At 49.6% G+C, this 18,813-nt stretch carries 15 protein-coding genes and 1 pseudogene; 2 read left to right on the top strand and 14 right to left on the bottom strand.

What is annotated here, in order from left to right:
* Nucleotides 1–31: 31 nt before the first annotated feature.
* Nucleotides 32–178, top strand: a pseudogene (locus tag OUY18_RS12315) (IS200/IS605 family transposase); the annotation flags it as partial.
* A gap of 115 nt (nucleotides 179–293) precedes the next feature.
* On the opposite strand, the gene OUY18_RS12310 reads toward OUY18_RS12315, so the two are convergent.
* The 8 genes from OUY18_RS12310 to OUY18_RS12275 form a co-directional block, all read right to left on the bottom strand.
* Entirely contained in the window at nucleotides 294–719 is a 426-nt protein-coding gene (locus OUY18_RS12310) for a hypothetical protein (protein ID WP_268059091.1), read from the bottom strand.
* 41 nt (nucleotides 720–760) lie between these two features.
* Entirely contained in the window at nucleotides 761–2,194 is a 1,434-nt protein-coding gene (glgA, locus tag OUY18_RS12305; RefSeq protein ID WP_268059090.1) for a glycogen synthase GlgA, read from the bottom strand.
* Between the two features lie 39 nt (nucleotides 2,195–2,233).
* Complete coding sequence (glgD, locus tag OUY18_RS12300; RefSeq protein ID WP_268059089.1) at nucleotides 2,234–3,349, bottom strand: glucose-1-phosphate adenylyltransferase subunit GlgD; 1,116 nt, start codon at nucleotides 3,347–3,349, stop codon at nucleotides 2,234–2,236.
* A complete protein-coding gene (locus OUY18_RS12295) occupies nucleotides 3,349–4,572 on the bottom strand; it encodes a glucose-1-phosphate adenylyltransferase (protein WP_268059088.1) in 1,224 nt (407 codons plus the stop codon). Before OUY18_RS12295 ends, glgD begins: the two co-directional genes overlap by 1 nt.
* 20 nt (nucleotides 4,573–4,592) lie before the next feature.
* Nucleotides 4,593–6,563, bottom strand: coding sequence for a 1,4-alpha-glucan branching protein GlgB (gene glgB / locus OUY18_RS12290; RefSeq protein WP_419196144.1), 1,971 nt, complete (start codon nucleotides 6,561–6,563; stop codon nucleotides 4,593–4,595).
* Nucleotides 6,564–7,038: 475 nt separating this feature from the next.
* Nucleotides 7,039–8,058, bottom strand: coding sequence for a type I glyceraldehyde-3-phosphate dehydrogenase (gene gap, locus OUY18_RS12285; RefSeq protein ID WP_268059087.1), 1,020 nt, complete (start codon nucleotides 8,056–8,058; stop codon nucleotides 7,039–7,041).
* Nucleotides 8,059–8,145: 87 nt separating this feature from the next.
* Nucleotides 8,146–9,126, bottom strand: coding sequence for a hypothetical protein (locus tag OUY18_RS12280; protein WP_268059086.1), 981 nt, complete (start codon nucleotides 9,124–9,126; stop codon nucleotides 8,146–8,148).
* Between the two features lie 18 nt (nucleotides 9,127–9,144).
* Entirely contained in the window at nucleotides 9,145–10,518 is a 1,374-nt protein-coding gene (locus tag OUY18_RS12275) for a citrate/2-methylcitrate synthase (RefSeq protein ID WP_268059085.1), read from the bottom strand.
* Between the two features lie 298 nt (nucleotides 10,519–10,816).
* Between OUY18_RS12275 and spoIID the strand changes: the two genes are divergently transcribed.
* A complete protein-coding gene (spoIID, locus tag OUY18_RS12270; protein WP_268059084.1) occupies nucleotides 10,817–11,986 on the top strand; it encodes a stage II sporulation protein D in 1,170 nt (389 codons plus the stop codon).
* 75 nt (nucleotides 11,987–12,061) lie between these two features.
* Here the strand turns inward: spoIID and OUY18_RS12265 are convergent, their stop codons facing one another.
* From OUY18_RS12265 to OUY18_RS12240, 6 genes are all read right to left on the bottom strand, one after another.
* The gene (locus OUY18_RS12265) at nucleotides 12,062–12,775 is read right to left on the bottom strand and encodes an ABC transporter ATP-binding protein (RefSeq protein WP_268059083.1); all 714 of its coding nucleotides are present in this window, start codon (nucleotides 12,773–12,775) and stop codon (nucleotides 12,062–12,064) included.
* Between the two features lies 1 nt (nucleotide 12,776).
* On the bottom strand, nucleotides 12,777–13,538 hold the full coding sequence (locus tag OUY18_RS12260; RefSeq protein ID WP_268059082.1) for an ABC transporter ATP-binding protein: 762 nt from the start codon (nucleotides 13,536–13,538) through the stop codon (nucleotides 12,777–12,779).
* Between the two features lie 3 nt (nucleotides 13,539–13,541).
* Entirely contained in the window at nucleotides 13,542–14,567 is a 1,026-nt protein-coding gene (locus tag OUY18_RS12255; protein WP_268059081.1) for a branched-chain amino acid ABC transporter permease, read from the bottom strand.
* Between the two features lie 3 nt (nucleotides 14,568–14,570).
* Nucleotides 14,571–15,452, bottom strand: coding sequence for a branched-chain amino acid ABC transporter permease (locus OUY18_RS12250; RefSeq protein ID WP_268059080.1), 882 nt, complete (start codon nucleotides 15,450–15,452; stop codon nucleotides 14,571–14,573).
* Between the two features lie 118 nt (nucleotides 15,453–15,570).
* A complete protein-coding gene (locus tag OUY18_RS12245) occupies nucleotides 15,571–16,746 on the bottom strand; it encodes an ABC transporter substrate-binding protein (protein WP_268059079.1) in 1,176 nt (391 codons plus the stop codon).
* A gap of 352 nt (nucleotides 16,747–17,098) precedes the next feature.
* Complete coding sequence (locus OUY18_RS12240) at nucleotides 17,099–18,754, bottom strand: peptide ABC transporter substrate-binding protein (protein ID WP_268059078.1); 1,656 nt, start codon at nucleotides 18,752–18,754, stop codon at nucleotides 17,099–17,101.
* Nucleotides 18,755–18,813 lie beyond the last annotated feature (59 nt).

Here is an 18,813-nt window from a genome sequence, read left to right as displayed (position 1 = left end):
TAAGGGTTTTTGCAGTTTTCCTAATACGTTTGGCTCATATGTTGATACAGTAGGACGGAATAAAAAGCAGATACAGGAGTACATAAAAAGACAATTAGAAGAAGATCAAATAGCAGATCAAATGAGTCTCAAGGAATACATTGACCCGTTTACGGGTAGCAAGGAAACCAAAGCATAATAAATACCCCTTTAGGGGTTGCCCGAAAAAGCAATACAGTTGGCAGACCTCTTCGGAGCCCCTTTAGGGGTATTGTTTGTAATATGCCCTTCTAGGGCTTTATCATGCCTCCGGCTTAGCCGGAGGTTTTGACTTCCATATGAGCCGCGATTTTTTCGCCCTTTGCCGTAAGGTTTGCGTAACCTTTCCGCATATACGGAAGGTTAAAGATCGCCTCCGGCCGCTTGGCGCTTTCCATAACGGTATGGCACAGCAGCTCGTAAATTTTGCTTTTATAGTAGACGTCGTAATCCCCCGAAACCCAGACGCGAACGGTGTAGTCAATGAATACAAGCCCTTTTTCCATCAGGCTTTGCAGCGCCGCGCCGCGTTCCTTGACCGTTTCCATGGAATCCTGCGCGTCCGTAATCCGCACATAGTTCAGCGCGACGGAAACGAGTTCCGCGTCTTCCGAATTGTGCAGCTCCAGACGTACGATCGGATACCGCTTTGCCTGCTTCATTTCGAGCAGGATTTTCTTTTCTTCTTGTGTGCTGTTCAAATGATGGTCCCCCCTGAGTCTTCCCTTTTTTATCGCCATTGTCAGGATTTGTTTTCCTTCATCAGTTCGCGGTACAGGCGGATGTATTCGTTCGCCGAGCGTCCCCAGCTGAAATCGCATTTCATCGCCCGTTCCACCAGAATATCCCAGCCTTCCCGGTTTTGATAGCCCTCGAGCGCGCGGCTCACGGCGTAAACCATGTCGCCGGGATCGTAGTTGTGGAAGGTAAAGCCGTTGCCCTGCCCGTCGCCGCTGTCTTGTATGGAATCCTTCAGCCCGCCGGTTTCGCGCACCACCGGAATCGCGCCGTAACGCAGCGCAATCATCTGAGCCAGCCCGCAGGGCTCGCTCTTGCTGGGCATCAGGAAGATATCCGAAGCGGCGTAGATTTTACGGGAAAGTTCCGGAACAAAGCCAAAACAGGCGCAGAGCCTGCCGGGATATTTGCTCTGCATTTCCTTAAAGAAATTCTCGTATTCCCAGTCGCCGGAACCCAAAACCACAAATTGCATATTGTTTTCCGTCATCAGTTGATCCAGAACGTCCTTTACAAGGTCAAGCCCTTTGTGGGGCACCATTCTTGTAACCATCCCGATCAGCGGCGTATCCGGCTCCTCATTGAGGCTCAGGCGCTTTTGCAGTTCCATTTTATTCACTGCCTTGCCGGAGCGATCCTCGGCGGTAAAGGGAGCATAAAGATCGGTGTCATTCGCGGGGTCATAATCGACGACGTCAATCCCGTTCAAAATGCCGGAAAGCTTCCACGTACGCTCGCGCAGGATTCCATCCAGATCATGCGAGAACCACGGATCAAGGATTTCCTTCGCATATGTCGGGCTGACCGTTGTTACGCGGTTCGCGCATTCGATCGCGCCCTTGAGCAGATTAATGCACCCGTCGTATTCCAGAACCGACAGCTCCGACTGGGGGATGCCGAGAACGTCCTCAACCAGTTCCTTCCCGTACTTGCCCTGATATTGAATATTGTGTATGGTCTGGACGGTTTTTATGCCCTTATACCAGTCGTTATTTGCATAAAAGATACTGAAATAGATCGGAACCAGCGCGGTCTGCCAGTCGTTGCTGTGGATGACATCGGGTCTGAAATCAATATAAGGAAGCATTTCAAGGGCCGCGCGGGACAAAAACGCGAAGCGCTCCGCGTCGTCGTAATGGCCGTAAAGCCCATGGCGCTTAAAATAATACTGGTTGTCGATCAGGTAGTAAATCACACCGCCCGCTTTTGCTTCGAACACGCCGCAGTACTGGCGCCGCCAGGCAACCGGAACCGACAGGCTGGTGATAAACTTCATATTGTCGCGCAGTTCCTGCGGTATATCTTCATACAGCGGCATGACCACACGGCAGCCGATCAGGCGAAGGCGAAGAGCCTGCGGCAGCGAACCTGCCACGTCGGCCAATCCCCCCGTCGCAGCAAAGGGCCTCGCCTCACTGGTGCAATATAAAACTTTCATGGATAAGCCTCCTCAACTGAAATTTTTCGCTCGGGAATGTCAGACGACGCTTCCCTTACTGATAAAAACCGGATAGGAATGGAAACCGAAAAGAGAGCGGTCGTTTTTAATAACAGCGTCTTTATCAATGATCACATAATTGAGACGGCAGTCCGGCCCGATCGTCGTATCCTGCATTACCACGCAGTTTTCCAGCTTTGTGCCCTTTCCTACACGGACGCCGCGGAAAAGGACGCAGTTTTCAACAGAACCTTCGATAACGCATCCGTCGGCTATCAGCGAATTGTTTACGCCGGAACCAAGGCCATAGCGTGCGGGCATGTCGTCGCGCACCTTGGTAAAGATCGGCCGGTTGGCGTTAAACAGTTCCGATCGGACGGCCGGCTGCATCAGCGCCATATTCGCTTCGAAGTAGGAATTCATCGAGCAGATCGACTGCGTATAGCCCTTAAATTCATAGGCATAGATTTTATAAGAGGCGATGTTCCGTTGCAGGAAATCCCGTTTAAAATTGTACAAATTCCGGCTGACGCAGTCCGCGATCATTTTCATCAGAAGGTCGCGCTTAATCAGAAGCATGCTCAGGCCGTAATGGCAAACACCTTCCGTGCGCGGATTGATCAGCATATCCTGCACGCGGTCGTCCGCGTCGATCGTGTAAACCGTCGGGTCGCAAATTTTTTCCGGCAGTTTCCCTTTTCTGTAGATAATGGTGATATCCGCGTTATGCTTCATATGGAAGGACACCACATCGGTAAACTCAATGTTGCATACGACGTCGGAGTCGGTCAGCAGTACAAACTCTTCCCGGGAATTCGCCAGAAAGGTGTTGATCGAAGCCAACGATTCAATCCGGCTGTTAAAAACCGTGCATTCCCCCGTGAAGGGCGGAAGAATGAAAAGGCCCTCCCTTTTGCGGGACAAATCCCACGCTTTTCCGGAACCGAGGTGGTCCATCAGAGACTGGTAGTTGCTCTTGGTAATGACGCCGACCTTATTGATGCCGGAATTCACCATATTGGAAAGCGGAAAATCGATCAGGCGATACCTTCCGCCGAAAGGAACCGAACCCATCGTGCGTTTATCGGTCAGCTCCCGGATTCTCTCCTCGTGAACATTTGAAAAAATCAGTCCCAGTACATTATTTCCGCGCATTATTTTGACGCCTCCTCTGCCAGTGTTTCAGCGTCAATCATTGCTTTCGGCGGAATGACTGCGCCGGGGGCGATATTGCAGCCGTCTCCGATGACGGTAACGCCCCACTCGTCTTTATTTGAAATGTCCTCCGGACGGGCGCCGACAACGGCTCCCTTTCCGATCACCGTGTTTTCGGATACGATGGCATACTGCACCACCGCGCCCTCCTCTACACGGGAGCCCGGCATAATGATGGAATCCTTCACCACGGCGCCCGGTGCAATGGTAACACCGGCAAACAACACGGCAAACTCGATTTCTCCGTAAACATTGCAGCCCTCGGCAACAAGCGAGTTCTGCACCTTGGCGCCGCTTGCTATGTAGTGCGGCGGCATAACCGGGTTGCGGGAGTAAATCTTCCAGTCGCCCTCGTTCAAATCCAAAGGAACATTCGGATTCAGTAAATCCATATTGGATTCCCAGAGGCTGTCGATGGTTCCGACATCCTTCCAGTAACCCTCAAAGCGATAGGCAAACATGTGCTCGCCCGCTTTCAGCATGGCGGGCAGAACATCTTTCCCGAAATCGTTGGAGGATTTCGGGTTTGCCTCGTCCATTTCCAGATACTTGCGAAGCTTGCTCCACGTAAACACATAAATGCCCATGGAAGCCTGATTGCTTTTCGGAACCTTCGGCTTCTCGTCAAACTGATAGATGGAGCCGTCCGGATGGGTGTTCAGGATGCCGAAGCGGGAAGCTTCGTCCAGCGGAACCTCAAACACCGCAATGGTGCAGTCGGCTTCCTTTTCCTTATGGTAGGCAATCATTTTGGAATAGTCCATCTTGTAAATATGGTCGCCGGAAAGTACGACGACATATTCCGGATTATACCGGTCGATATACTGGATATTCTGATAAATTGCGTTCGCCGTCCCTTTATACCAATCCGACTTGCGGCTGCGCTGATAAGGCGGCAGAACGCGGACTCCCGCGTTCATACTGTCCAGATCCCACGGCTGGCCGCTTCCGATATATTCATTCAGAACAAGCGGCTGGTATTGTGTGAGCACACCTACCGTTTCAATTCCGGAATTTACGCAGTTGGAAAGCGGGAAATCAATAATACGATATTTCCCTCCGTAAGGTACCGCCGGTTTTGCCAGGTTCTTGGTCAGAACGCCCAGACGGCTTCCCTGACCTCCCGCCAGCAGCATGGCAACTACCTCTTGTTTTGGCAACATTTTAATACCCTCCCTATTGATTATCGTACTTTTTTGGGTGTTTTCTTTTCAGATTCCGCTGCGAGCGCGGCGGTCTTAACCTTTTTTACTTTACGTCTTTTGCATTTCAAAAAGAGAACGGACAGCGGCGGCAAGGTTAATTCAACCGACTGCTCAAAGCCGTGCATCGCTTTTTTATTCGTATGAATACTGTCTCCGTTGGTAATCCCGCCGCCTCCGAATTCGGAACTGTCCGAAGAAAAAATTTCCGCGTACGTTCCTTCAAACGGCACCCCAATGGCATAGTGTTCGCGCTGAACGGGGAGGAAATTACAAACGGCGATAATCTCCCCGCCGTTTTTGTCAATCCGGCGGAAGGCGATTACGCTTTGGGTGTAATCATCATTGGAAATCCAGGAAAATCCCTCCCATGTAAAATCAACTTCCCACAAAGGGGCGGTATTCAGATAAAAATGGTTCAGAGATTGGAAGAAATGATGAAGCTGCTGATGCTTCGGCTCATTTAAAAGGCCCCAGTCCAGTTCTTTCTGGTAATTCCATTCCTCCCGCTGCCCGAATTCGGTGCCCATAAAAATCAGCTTTTTCCCGGGATGCGCCATCATATAACACATGAAGGCGCGAACGCCCGCATATTTCCGGTCTTCATCCCCCGGCATTTTATTTATCAGCGAGCATTTCCCGTATACGACTTCGTCATGGGAAATCGGTAAAATGAAATTTTCAGAAAATGCGTAGAAGAAGGAAAAGGTAACATTGTCATGGTTGAATTTACGGTAGATCGGATCAAGCGACATATAATGAAGCATATCGTTCATCCAGCCCATGTTCCATTTATAATTGAAGCCCAGCCCGCCGCAGTAAGTCGGTTTCGAAACCATCGGCCACGAGGTCGACTCTTCCGCGATCATCATGACATCCGGGAACAGCTCAAATACGGATTCATTCAGCTTTTGCAGGAAAGCAACCGCTTCCAGATTTTCTTTCCCGCCGTTTTTGTTCGGAACCCATTCGCCGTCCTTGCGGCTGTAATCAAGGTAAAGCATGGAAGCAACCGCGTCAACACGAATCCCGTCGATATGATATTTTTCCAGCCAGAATACGGCGCTGGAAATCAGGAAACTGATCACCTCGTTGCGGCCATAATCGAAAACCAGCGTGCCCCATTCCTTATGCTCGCCTTTTCGCGGGTCGGAATATTCGTAGCAGGGCGTACCGTCGAAACGGGCAAGTCCGGATTCATCCTTTGGAAAATGCGCCGGAACCCAGTCCATTATAACGCCGATTCCCGCCCTGTGGAGTTTATCCACAAAACTCATGAATTCCTTCGGTTCGCCGTAACGGGAGGTCGGGGCAAAATATCCGGTTACCTGATAGCCCCAGGAACCGTCGTAAGGATATTCGGTAATCGGCATTAGCTCAATGTGCGTATAACCCATCTCTTTCAGATAAGGTACCAGCTCATCGGCCAGCTTATCGTAGGAAAAGGTGTTTCCGTCCGAATACCTGCGCCAGGAACCCATATGCATTTCGTAAATATTCATCGGCTGGCTATAGTGCTTTTTTGCAGCCTTATGTTTCATCCATGCGCCGTCGTTCCAGTTGTAGCCATCGAGGTCGTAGTATTTGGAAGCATTGCCCGGACGGGTCTCAAAATGATAAGCATAAGGGTCGCCCTTGAAGGTTTGTTTTCCATCCGCGCTTTCCACACAGAATTTATACGTTTCATACTGCTTCATTACAAACGGAAGGGTGCATTCCCAGACACCGTCGCTGATTTTTTCCATTTCATAAACGCCGGGCTTCCATTCGTTGAAATCGCCCACAACGGAAACCGCTTCCGCATTCGGCGCCCAAACGCGGCAAACCATGCATTCCTTTCCATCCACTATAGTCTTATGTGTACCCATAAATTCATATGCTTTTATGTTCGTTCCCTGGTGGAACAAATAAAGCGGCAGATTCCCGTCATCGGATGCAACTGTCATTTGCATGTCTAACAACTCCCCTGGTTTTAATCGTTCCCATAGGTCTTAAATTTATCATATCACAAATCTGTAAAATAGCAATACTTTGGTAATTTATTTGTAATATTTCTTATGTATATTCCATATTTTTAGTTACTTTGTTATAAAAACGATCCCTTTCCATACAGTAACAAAAGAACCTGTTCTCAGTATACCATTCTCTTTGTGTCGTTTTTTGCGGTACCGGGAAAGTGTAATAAATACGCTCTGACAAATTCACAACTCTTCAGCGGTACCAAATGGGGCAGTATCCTTTCTGAACCCCATAAAAGGCCGCATTTCCTTCGTTTTCGGAATCGTCTTCTCCCTTTTCCCCTGCATAAGGTTTAAGATGCAGCAAGCGCGGAATAAGCAAAAGCTTTTCCGGTCCCGCCGCACCGCCGGTGGTTTTGCCGGCAAAAAAGCCCCCGCGGTAAAACCGCGGGGGCTTGAGGCTTTATACTTATTCGTGGTCAACTTTGTTCATGTGCTTAATGAGCTCAAGAACCTTGTTGCTGTAACCCCACTCATTGTCGTACCAGGAAACAAGCTTTACGAAATGATCGTTCAGCATGATACCGGCATCTTTATCAAAGATAGAGGTGCGGGGATCGCCGAGGAAGTCAGAGGAAACAACTGCGTCTTCGGTGTAACCGAGGATACCCTTCATTTCGCCTTCGGAAGCTTTCTTAACAGCCGCGCAGATCTCTTCGTAGGTGGTCGGCTTTGCAAGGCTTACCGTCAGGTCGACAACGGAAACATCCAGAGTAGGAACACGCATGGACATACCGGTCAGTTTGCCCTTGACTTCAGGGATAACAAGTGCGCAGGCTTTGGCGGCGCCGGTGGAGGAAGGAATGATGTTTCCGGCTGCTGCACGGCCGCCTCTCCAGTCTTTCATGGAAGGTCCGTCAACCGTCTTCTGGGTAGCGGTTGTGGAGTGAACGGTAGTCATAAGGCCTTCAACAATGCCGAACTTGTCGTTGATAACCTTGGTCAGAGGAGCAAGGCAGTTTGTTGTGCAGGAAGCATTGGAAACAACCTTCATGTCTTTGTTGTAAGTGTCGAGGTTAACACCGCATACGAAAGTCGGGGTTTCCTTATCTTTTGCAGGAGCGGAAATAACAACTTTCTTAGCACCGGCAGCGATATGAGCGGAAGCCTTCTCGGTTGTGCAGAACACACCGGTGGATTCAACAACATACTCAGCGTCGATCTTGCCCCACGGAATCTGGGAAGGATCCTTTTCCGCATAGACGTTGATCTTCTTGCCGTTAACGACCAGTTTGCCGTCCTCAGCCTTGATGTCGCCCTCGAAATGACCATGCATGGTATCGTATTTTACCATGTAGACCATGTAATCTACATCAACAAACGGATCGTTAATACCAACAATTTCAAATGCTTCCGGCTGGGCGACTGCTGCACGGAATACCAGGCGGCCGATACGGCCAAAACCGTTAATGCCAACTTTGATAGACATAAAACAAATACCTCCTGAAATTTAATGTTTCTTTACCTATTTTATAGCATTCTACGCCATTTTACAAGTGATTTGACATAAATTTAACTAGCTTTTTTCAATTCTCTCCATAAAAGGACTGATTGTATGATCAAAAAAGCGGATGTCGCTGTCGTAAGCCTTTGCAAGATACGCCAGGCAGTTTTCCTGGCAAGGGACGGCGTTCTGCTCTTCCTCACCCTTTTCAGCCGGTTTATCCTCCTTCACAAATTCATGGATATCGACCGACACCCGTACAGCGAAGCTTTTGGAATCCGCCGCGAGGAAGGAAAGAATATACAGCGCGAAGAGAATATTGACCGGGTAAAAGCCTGCGGGGAACAAACCCGAGCGGGTCACGCCCATAAACTGCTGGGCAAAACCGGATATCCCGGTTAACAAAGCCATGAGCGCCGCCGGCAGGCCGAACATATAAATCATTTTTCCACTTTTTTCATCATCTATGCGCGCAAGCAGCTTCGCCTGATGGAACAGAAACAGCAAAATAAGAATCACCGTAAAGGTATCGTAAATATTCTCCGCCACATTTACTACGGCCACAAAGCTGATAAACAGGGCGACAAGGCACGCGCAGCCCCATATGGACGGTACCAGCGCGAGAAGCGGCTGCTGTTCAAAAGTATTTTTCCCTGCGGCGAAGTTGGAACCGGAAAGAATCAGTACAATCCCCGCAAAGATTCCAAGAATTGTTAAGACCGCATAGGTAATCTGGCTTTGAAGGCTTTCGATTCCGAAAAGGCTTGCGACACATTCCAGAATCACGCCGAGACCGGTCAGAATTCCGAAAACCGCCGCCGGAACACTGCGAACCGGGCTGTAAGCCGCGCGGCCCCTGCGGTCCATCGCGGACATCATGATCATCAGGGCGGCCCCAACCGCAAGCACAGAGGAAATAATGACGGTCGTCCGGATGCCGTCCGTGTAAAAACCGGTATCCTTCTCACTGAGAAAATAGAGCTGATACAATCGGAGCGGAAGGGTAATCAGCAATGTAACAGCAAAGACAATCCATGCATTTTTAATTTTCATTCTATCTTCCTTCCAAAATCACTCTCTGTTACGTTCTTCAAGGGGTAGGTAAGGTCTGCTTTTGGACAGGGAACGGTACGCGGGGCGCATGATTCTGCCGCAGGTTTCCATTTCCTCCATGCGATGGGCGCACCAGCCCGCAATACGGGAAATCGCAAAGAGCGGCGTATACAGGTCGCTTGGAATCCCCAGCATTTCGTATACAAGGCCGGAATAGAAATCTACGTTGGCGGAAATGACCTTCCGCTCGCCCTTAACCTTAGCGAACGCATCGGGAGACAGCTTTTCCACCCGCTCGAACAGTTCGAATTTCTTCAGCATATCCTTCTCTTCCGCCAGCTTGCGGGCCTTGCTCTTCAGAATAACGGCTCTCGGGTCGGAAAGCGTATAAACCGCATGTCCCATCCCGTAAATCAGGCCGGAATGATCGGCGGCCTCTCCGCGGACGATTTTATCCAGATAGCCCGAAAGCTCGGTTTCGTCTTCCCAGTTGTGTACATTTTCCATGATGTCGTTCATCATCATCATGACCCTGTGGTTGGCTCCGCCGTGGCGCGGGCCTTTCAGGGAACCGATCGCCGCCGCAATCGCGGAATACGTGTCCGTACCGGTTGAAGACAGGACGCGCGCCGTAAAGGTGGAGTTGTTGCCGCCGCCGTGCTCCGCGTGAAGAATCAGGCAAAGATCAAGCAGTTTGGCTTCTTCATCGGTAAAATTCCGGTCCGGCCGGATCGCATTCAGGATGGACTGCGCCGTAGAATGCTTCGGGTCAATCGGATGGAAATACATACTCTTTTTGTCAAAGTGACGCCTTTTCACCTGATAGGCATACGTCATAATCGTTGGAAGCCGGGCAATTAACTGAATTGCCTGGCGCATATTATTTTCAAGCGATGTGTCGTCCGGGTTCTCATCGTAGGAGTAAAGCGCCAGAACGGAACGCGCCAGCTTGTTCATGATATTTTTCGACGGCGCTTTGATGATCATATCCTCGGCGAAGTACTCCGGAAGCTCGCGGTAACTGTTGAGCGTCCGGCTGAACGTCTGAAGCTGTTCCCTGGTCGGCAGCTCGCCGAACAGCAAAAGCCACGCAACTTCCTCATAGCCGAAGCGGTTTTCCGCCATACATCCATTGACAATATCGTTCACGTCGATACCGCGGTATGTAAGTTTTCCTTCATCCGGAATCCGCTCGCCGTCCGCGATTAAGTAACCGTGTACATTACAAATCATGGTAAGGCCGGCCATAACGCCCGTGCCGTCCGGATTGCGGAGGCCGCGCTTCACCTGGTACAGTTCAAATTTTTCCGGCGGTATCTTATTGTTGGCCCGGAATTCGTCGCACAAACTTTTAAGCCCCGGATTGTCTTGTTCAAGAACAATTTCTGCCATATAGCACACCATTTCTCCACACAATATTTAAAAAAAAGACCGCCCTGTTCCGTGTGGAAGAACCGACAGCGTCACATTCTTTTTTATGCTGTTATCCTATAATATATATCACCGCATTTCGAAAGTCAAGTAAACACATAGTTACAAAATCCCTAAATTTGCAATAAATACTATTCATAATTTCATTTTTTCACTGTTTTTCTACATACCGGAAATATATTTCAAAAATAATGAATATTTCAGGCGATGTAAATGTAAAATGTAATACCGCGATATTCATATTAAGGAAGTGAACAGGTTGAAAGCTACCAGCCTGCAAAAAGATCCCGTTTTCGAAGCGCTTCCCCGCTGGAAGCATGGAACAGGCTGCCGATATTTTCCGTGCAAATTCTGGACGCCTATCAATCAAATACTGTGCAGCACGGAGAAACGGTGGATTGAAATGAAAGGGAAAGTATTCCTCGGACTTCTTCTGTTTTTGATTATGTTTATCGTCCCATTCCTATCCATTGGGGCAAAAATACCGGACAAGGCAGACAAGTTAAAGAAGGAAGCAAGTACCGTATCCCAAACAAAGCCGCAGCAAAGCGCCGCGCCGGGCGCAGCAAGCTCCGTTTCCGGGTTTAAGATACTGGATACCAGAAGCAACACGGTGATTACCACGGACGACCGCAGTTTCCTGTACGGCGCGATCGTGACCGAAATGTCGCCGGACTTCGAACCGGAAGCGCTGAAGGCGCAGGGCGTGGCCGCCTATACCTTCTACAGCCGCCTGCGGGAACAGCAAAGAAGCAGCCCGACCGCCTCCCTGAAAGGGGCGGACTTTTCCGCGGACACACAGGGGTGGCAGATCTTTGTGACCAAAGAGCAGATGAAACAGCGCTGGGGCGATCAGTTCGATACCTATTACAATAAACTTACCCCGGTGGTGAACGCCATCTACGGAAAGGTTTTAAAAAGCGACGGCGAACTGGCCGACGCTACCTACTACGCGATTTCTTCCGGCAACACGGAAACTTCAGAAGATATCTGGGGCGGAAAACGAAAATACCTTGTTGCAGTGGCAAGCCCCGGGGACATGTTTGCAAGCGGCTACCAAACATCGGCGGCTTTCAGTACGGAGCAGTTTAAAACAGCCGTGCTGAAAACCGCTCCGAAAGCGAACCTGTCCGGAGACCCGTCCGCCTGGGTGGGAACCATCCAGCGAACCGCTTCCGGAACGGTCAAAAGCATACAGATCGGCGGCACAAACATAACCGGCGGCGATATCCGCAGCGCATTTGCCCTGCGCTCGTCGAACTTTTCCTTATCCTACGCAAAGGGAACCTTTACGTTCCTTGTAAAAGGATACGGGCACGGCGTAGGCATGAGCCAGGTCGGTGCGAATTACATGGCCTCGCAGGGCTCCACTTACCAGCAGATTCTGGCCTGGTATTATCCGACCACAACCCTGACGACCGTAAAATAAAAAGCAGCCGGGCGTATTCATTCTCACAAACCCAAAGAGGCGGAAGCTGTGCTTCCGCCTCTTTGGGCATCCCTTTTATCCGCCGAGATAGGCTTTGCGTACCTTCTCGTTGTTGGCAAGTTCGTCCGCTTCGCCTTCCATGGCAATGGAGCCGGTTTCCAGAACGTAGGCGTGGTTGGCGATCTCCAGTGCTTTCTTGGCGTTCTGTTCGACGAGAAGCACCGTCATGCCGGTTTTGTTAACATCCTGAATAATCTCGAAAATTTCACCCACAAGAAGCGGAGAAAGGCCCATGGACGGTTCGTCCAGAAGCAGCATTTTCGGGTTGCACATCAGCGCGCGGCCGATCGCCAGCATTTGCTGTTCGCCGCCGCTGAGCGTTCCGGCAATCTGTCTGCGGCGCTCTTTCAGACGCGGAAGGCGCTCAAAAATTCTTTCATAGTCTTTTTCAATCGTGCCCCCGTCGTTCCGAATATAGGCGCCCATTTCCAGATTTTCCTGCACCGTCATCTTCGCAAAAATTCTTCTTCCCTCTGGTACCTGCGCAAGGCCGAGCCGTATAATTTTATGCGGCTCGATTGCCATCAGGTTGCTGCCGCAGAAGGTAATCTCCCCGCTTTTCGGTTTCACCAAACCGGAAATGGAATGAAGCGTTGTTGTTTTTCCGGCGCCGTTTGCCCCGATCAGGGTTACGATTTCGCCTTCCTGCACTTCGAAGGATATATTTTTAATCGCATGGATGGAACCGTAGTATACATCCAGATTCTTAACAGACAGCATTACTCCCATTTTACTCACCCCCAAGATACGCGGCGATTACTTTCGGATTGTTGCGCACTTCTTCGGCGCTTCCTTCCGCAATAATCCTGCCGTAATCCAAAACGACGATATGCTCGCATATCCCCATCACAAAGTTCATATCGTGCTCGATAAGCAGGATCGCGACCTTGAATTTGTCACGGATCAGTGAAATGGTCTCCATCAGTTCCCGGGTTTCCGTGGGATTCATCCCGGCAGCCGGTTCATCAAGGAGCAGAACCCTCGGATTGGCCGCAAGTGCGCGGGCAATTTCCAGCTTGCGCTGCTGCCCGTAGGGAAGGTTTTTCGCCAGATCATCCGCATGTTCATCCAGACGAAAGACCTTCAGAAGCTCGTGCGCACGATCTGTAACCGCCTTTTCCTCCTTCCAGTAGGAAGGAAGGCGGAAAATTCCTGATAAAGTGGAATACTTCATCTGATAATTCATGGCGATTTTTACATTATCAATCACGGAGATATCCTTGAACAAACGGATATTCTGGAAGGTACGGGCGATGCCGTTCTGTGTAATCTGATAGGTCTTTTTTCCGACGATATTCTTGCCGTCCAGTTCAATGACGCCCTCCGTCGGAATGTAAACATCGGTCAGCAGGTTGAAAACGGTTGTTTTGCCCGCTCCGTTCGGCCCGATCAGGCCGACAATCTCGCCCTCTTCAATGGAAAAGTGCACATCCTGAAGCGCCTGGAGGCCTCCAAAAGCAATGCCCAAATTTTTTGTTTCAAGCACAGACATCGGTTAACCCTCCTTTTTCGCGGCGGTCTTTTTCTTCTTGCCGCCCACAGCGTTCCGGATCTTTTCAATGGTTCCCATCAGGGAGAACTCGCTGCGCCCCAAAAGCCCCGTCGGGCGGAACAGCATGACGCAGATTAACACGATCGAATACAGAAGCATGCGGTAATTCGAAAATCCGCGCAATGCCTCCGGCAGAATGGTGAGGACCCCCGCCGAAATAATGGAGCCGGTAATGGAGCCCATACCGCCCAGAACAACCATAACGAGGATTTCCGTCGACCGGTTGAAGTCGAATTTCGACGGGTCGATCAGGCCGATCTGGTGCGCGTAAAGTCCGCCCGCGACACCGGCGATAAACGCCGCCAGGATAAAGGCGAGCAGCTTATAGTAAGTTGTATTGATACCGGAAGCCTCCGCCGCAATTTCATCCTCGCGGATGGCAATAACGGCGCGCCCGTGGCGGGAGGTTCCGAACGTAAAATTCAGGAAGATAACAAAGACCGCGATAAAGAAAATGTAGGTAAACATACCCGTGAGATTATGGCGCGAATTCAGGGACTCAATCCCGTAAAGGCCTTTCGCGCCGTTTGTAATGGTCAGGTTGTTCGCGATCACGCGGATAATTTCCCCGAAGCCCAGCGTAATAATGGCAAGGTAGTCGCCCCTGAGCCGCAGCGCCGGAACGCCGATAATCAAACCGGACAGCGCAGCGGCCAGACCGCCGATGATCAGGGCGATCGGGAACGAAACCGTAAGCGGAAGCTTTACGTTCAGGGTAAACAGCGCGGCCGCATAAGCGCCCACCAGCATGAAGCCCGCGTGTCCCAAAACAAGCTGCCCGAGCAAACCGGTTACAAGGTTCAGGCTTACGGCAAGGATGATGTTGATGAGCATCATATTGATAATATCCGAATAATAACTGTTGATGATTCTCCGGCTGATCAGGGTGGAAATCACAACGTACAAAAGGAGAACGATCGCCAGATTCACCACATAGGAAAGGATTTTCTTTTTTGATATACCCGGCATTCGTTACACCTTCTCTCTCGTATTTTTACCCAGAAGCCCGGTCGGTTTAACCAAAAGAACGATAATCAGGATTCCGAAAACAACCGCGTCGGTCAGGTTGCTGCTGATATAGGCATTCGTCATGCTTTCCGCAACGCCCAAAAGATAGCCGCCCAGCATGGCGCCCGGAATACTTCCGATTCCGCCAAGTACGGCCGCGACGAACGCTTTCAGGCCTAAAAGGCCGCCCATAACCGGCTTGATCTGCGGATATGTATTGCAGTAAAGCACAGCGCCGACAGCCGCCAAAGCGGAGCCGATGCCAAAGGTAAACGCGATTGTCGTATTCGTATTGATACCCATCAGCTTTGCGGCGCCCGCATCCTCGGAGGTCGCGCGCATTGCTTTTCCGATTTTCATTTTACTGACCAGGAGCTGAAGGCCCGCCATCATAACGACGGAAACCGAAATATTGATAATCGTTGAAGAGGTAAGCTGAATGCCGCCCAGCTGAAGCGGAGCAAACGTAAACATTTTCGGCATGGACTTTGGGTCCGAACCGAAAAGCAGCTGGTACAGATTCTGCAAAAAGATGCTGACGCCGATGGCGGTGATCAGCAGAGAAATCCGGGGTGCGTCGTGTACGAGCAGACGGTGGTAGGCAACGCGCTCAATAACCACACCGGCGATGCCGCAAAATAGGATTGAACCCAGTACCGCCAGCCAAAGCGGCAGATTCATCATAACCAAAATGACAAAAACAGCGTACGCTCCCACCATAATAATATCGCCGTGCGCGAAATTAATGAGCTGAACGATACCGTAAACCATGCTGTAGCCTAATGCCACCAGCGCATAGATGCTGCCGATGCCAAGGCCGTTGATTACCTGCGATAAAAATTCCATAAATCGCACCCTCCTGCAATTTCAAAAGCCTTTTTTCATATTTCAAAATAGACCCGAAAAGAGGGTGAATTACTTCACCCTCTTTTTTCACCTTAAATATCCTGACTGAGTGAGCAAATTACTTTTTAAAGTTTTCAACAAACTTATACTTGCCGTCTGCAATGGTCGTTATAACCGCTTCTCTGACCGGGTTGCGGTTCGCATCAAACGTGGTGTTTCCGGTAATGCCCTTATATTCCAGCGCTTTCAAAGCGGCAATAATCTTGTCGGAATCTGTCGAACCGGCCTTGTTAATGGCGGCTGCCATCATGCCCATGGCATCGTAGCCCAAAACGGCAAACATGTTTGCTTCGGATTTATAGGCTTCCTTGTATTTCTTCAGGAAATCCTGGAGTTTCGGGTCTTTGCTTTCCGCGGAATACTGGCTGCAGAAGTAGCAATCCTTTACCGCATCCTGATTGCTCTTGTCGATTTTTTCCAGAACACCGTCCCAGCCGTCCGCGCCGAGCAGCTTCGCCTTCAGGCCTACGTCCTTCGCCTGTACGGCGATCAGGGCAACGTCGGAATAGTAAACCGGAACCATCACGACGTCCGGATTGCTCGCTTTGATTTTGGTAAGCTGCGTTTTGAAGTCCATTGCGCCGGACTGGTAGGCTTCTTTATTGGTAATGGTCATTCCTTCGGCCTTTGCAGCCGTTTCAAACGCATTTGCCACGCCCGTGGAATAGTCGTCGCCGTTGTCATAGATAATGGCGGCGGTCTTCGCATTGAGTTTCTTTGCGGCATAGGCAGCCATCAGTTCGCCCTGGTAGGGATCGATAAAGCAGGCCCGGAATACGTTGTCGCCGGCCTTCGTAATATCCGCAGCGGTACCGGTTGCGGTAATCATCGGCAGATTGTCTTTTACCGCTTTCTGTGCTACGGCAATCGTCGGCTTGGAAGTCACGTCGCCGATCAGCGCAACCACCCTGTCGTCCTGAACCAGCTTGTTATAGGCATTAACCGCCTCGATGGCGTCGCCTTTTTCGTCATAGGGCACGTACTCGATTTTCTTGCCCAGAACGCCGCCTGCTTTATTGATTTCATCAACCGCAAGTTTAATTCCGTTGTTCGCCGCAATACCATAAACGGATACATTGCCGGTCAGCGGAGCAAGCCCGCCAATTTTTACGGTATCGCCGCCGGCCGCACCGCCGGACGTATTGGAGCCTGTATCACCCGACTGGGCGCATCCCGTTACAGAGGCCGCAACCATTGCCGCCGCAAGTGCAGCCGCTAATAAACGCTTTTTCATTTTGTATACCTCCCAAGTTAAAAATCACTGCATTCTTACATTTTTTTAAAATATTTAATGTTCTTGATTATACTACTGAAACGTATTATTTGCAACCTTATATTCGCAATTATTCGTGTGATTTTATGAAATCGTTCAATTTACCATTTTTTATTTGCTTTTTTCCATTCTCAGCCTTTAAAGTGAAACAAGATATCGTTAATATTGCAAAATAATCGGTATATTATCACTTTAAACCAATAAAGGCAACATTTCTGCAACCGTTCGCAGCACGTTCATTCATATACGTTTATTGAATTTGTACAAAAAAAGACGCTCCCGTAAAACAGGAGCGCCTGAAAAACGTATTTTCTCAGCCTTCTATATCCGCATACATGAAATAGTCGAAGCCCATCGGGGATTCATAGTATCCCTTCACATTCGGATTCAGCAGGCAAATACGGGTACGGTAAGTCGTCGGTGCAATCGGCATATCCCTCATCAGGATTTCCTCCGCTTTGTGCATAAGCGGCATTCTGACTTTGTTGTCATCCGTTGCTTTCACCTGAGCAATAATCTTGTCGTACTCCGGATTGGAATATTTGCAGTTGTTGTTGCCGCCGCCGGTAACAAACAGATCGAGCATGGAAACTGCATCATTGAAGTCAACGCCAAATCCGTCTCTTGAGGTCTGGAAAGAACCCTTGTTACGGGTATCGATAAACACAGACCATTCCTGCGCAGAAATTGTGCAGTTAACGCCAAGCGCGGTCTTCCACATGTTCTGAATGGCTTCGGCAAGCGCATTGTTCATCGAAGCAGGATTGGTAGCATACTCAATCGTCGGGAAGCCCTTGCCGTCCGGATAACCGGCTTCCGCAAGGAGTTTCTTTGCTTCGGCTACATTCTTATCGTAATCTTCCGGCTTTACAGGAATATAATCTCCCCCGACATCGCGGAATTTCTTCGTGGAATCCTGGTCATTAATGCCGATCGGTACAAAAGCACCGGCAGGAGTTTGAGATTTTTTGGTTACCTGATCAGCAATATAATTGCGATCGATCGCAAGCGATAAGGCTTTTCTTACCCTTACATCATCAAAAGGTTTCTTCGTGCAGTTGAAGTCTACAAAGTTCGTGCTTAAATCCGGGAGATTGTGGAAATCGGGCTTATCCTTCCAATTTGCAATCTCTTCAATCGGAATCGTGTAGCAGAAGCTGATTTCCCCGTTCTGATAAGCCGCAAGTCTCGGAGAATCATCTTCCAGTAAGACAAATTTGATAGAATCGAGCTTGATTTTATCTTTGTCGTAATAATTCGGATTCTTTACAACCGTAATGCTTTCCTTATGGCTCCAGTCTTTCATCATAAAGGAACCGTTGGAAATATAGGTTTTCGGGCTCTGTGTCCATTTGTCATTTCCTTCCACAATATCTTTGCGGAGCGGGAAATAAGCCGTAAAGGAAAGCAGTTCATTAAAGTATGAGCACGGCGCTTTTAAAGTAACGACCAGTGTTTTGTCGTCTTTCGCTTTTACGCCGAGGGTATCTTTATCTTTCTTTCCTGCGGTAATCTCCGTTGCATTGAGCACCGGATCAAAAATATACGCATACTGGGACGCGGTTTTCGGGTCAACCACTCTCTTCCAGGCATACTCATAGTCGCCCGCGGTTACCGGTTTGCCGTCGGACCATTTGACATCGTCACGAAGCGTAATGGTATAGGTTTTATGGTCGCTGCTGACTTGAATATCCTTTGCTTCCGCGTTTACAATCTTATGATCAGACGAATAGCGGGTAAGGCCCTCAAACAGATGGTTCATCACCGTAGTGACGTCCGCCGCCTGGTTTAAGGCCGGGTCCATCGTTGCCGGTTCGGCACCGAGACTGACGCTCAGTGTTTTCGCGGCGGCCGCTTTGCTGCTTGTTCCTCCCGCGGTAGAAGAGCCGGTCGTACTGCTGCCGCATCCTACAAATGCGGAAGACATAAGAGCCATTGCAAGTAACATGGAAATTATTCTTTTTCTCATAACTAAATCCCTCCAATTTCACAAATTTTCTTTTATTTCAATTTGCTCTGCAAATTAAA

It is taken from the genome of Caproiciproducens galactitolivorans, assembly GCF_026672255.1.
GTDB classification, from domain to species: Bacteria; Bacillota; Clostridia; order Oscillospirales; family Acutalibacteraceae; genus Caproiciproducens; species Caproiciproducens galactitolivorans_A.
Note: the sequence above shows the minus strand (reverse complement) of the source record. Positions and strands in the feature narration are given on the sequence as shown.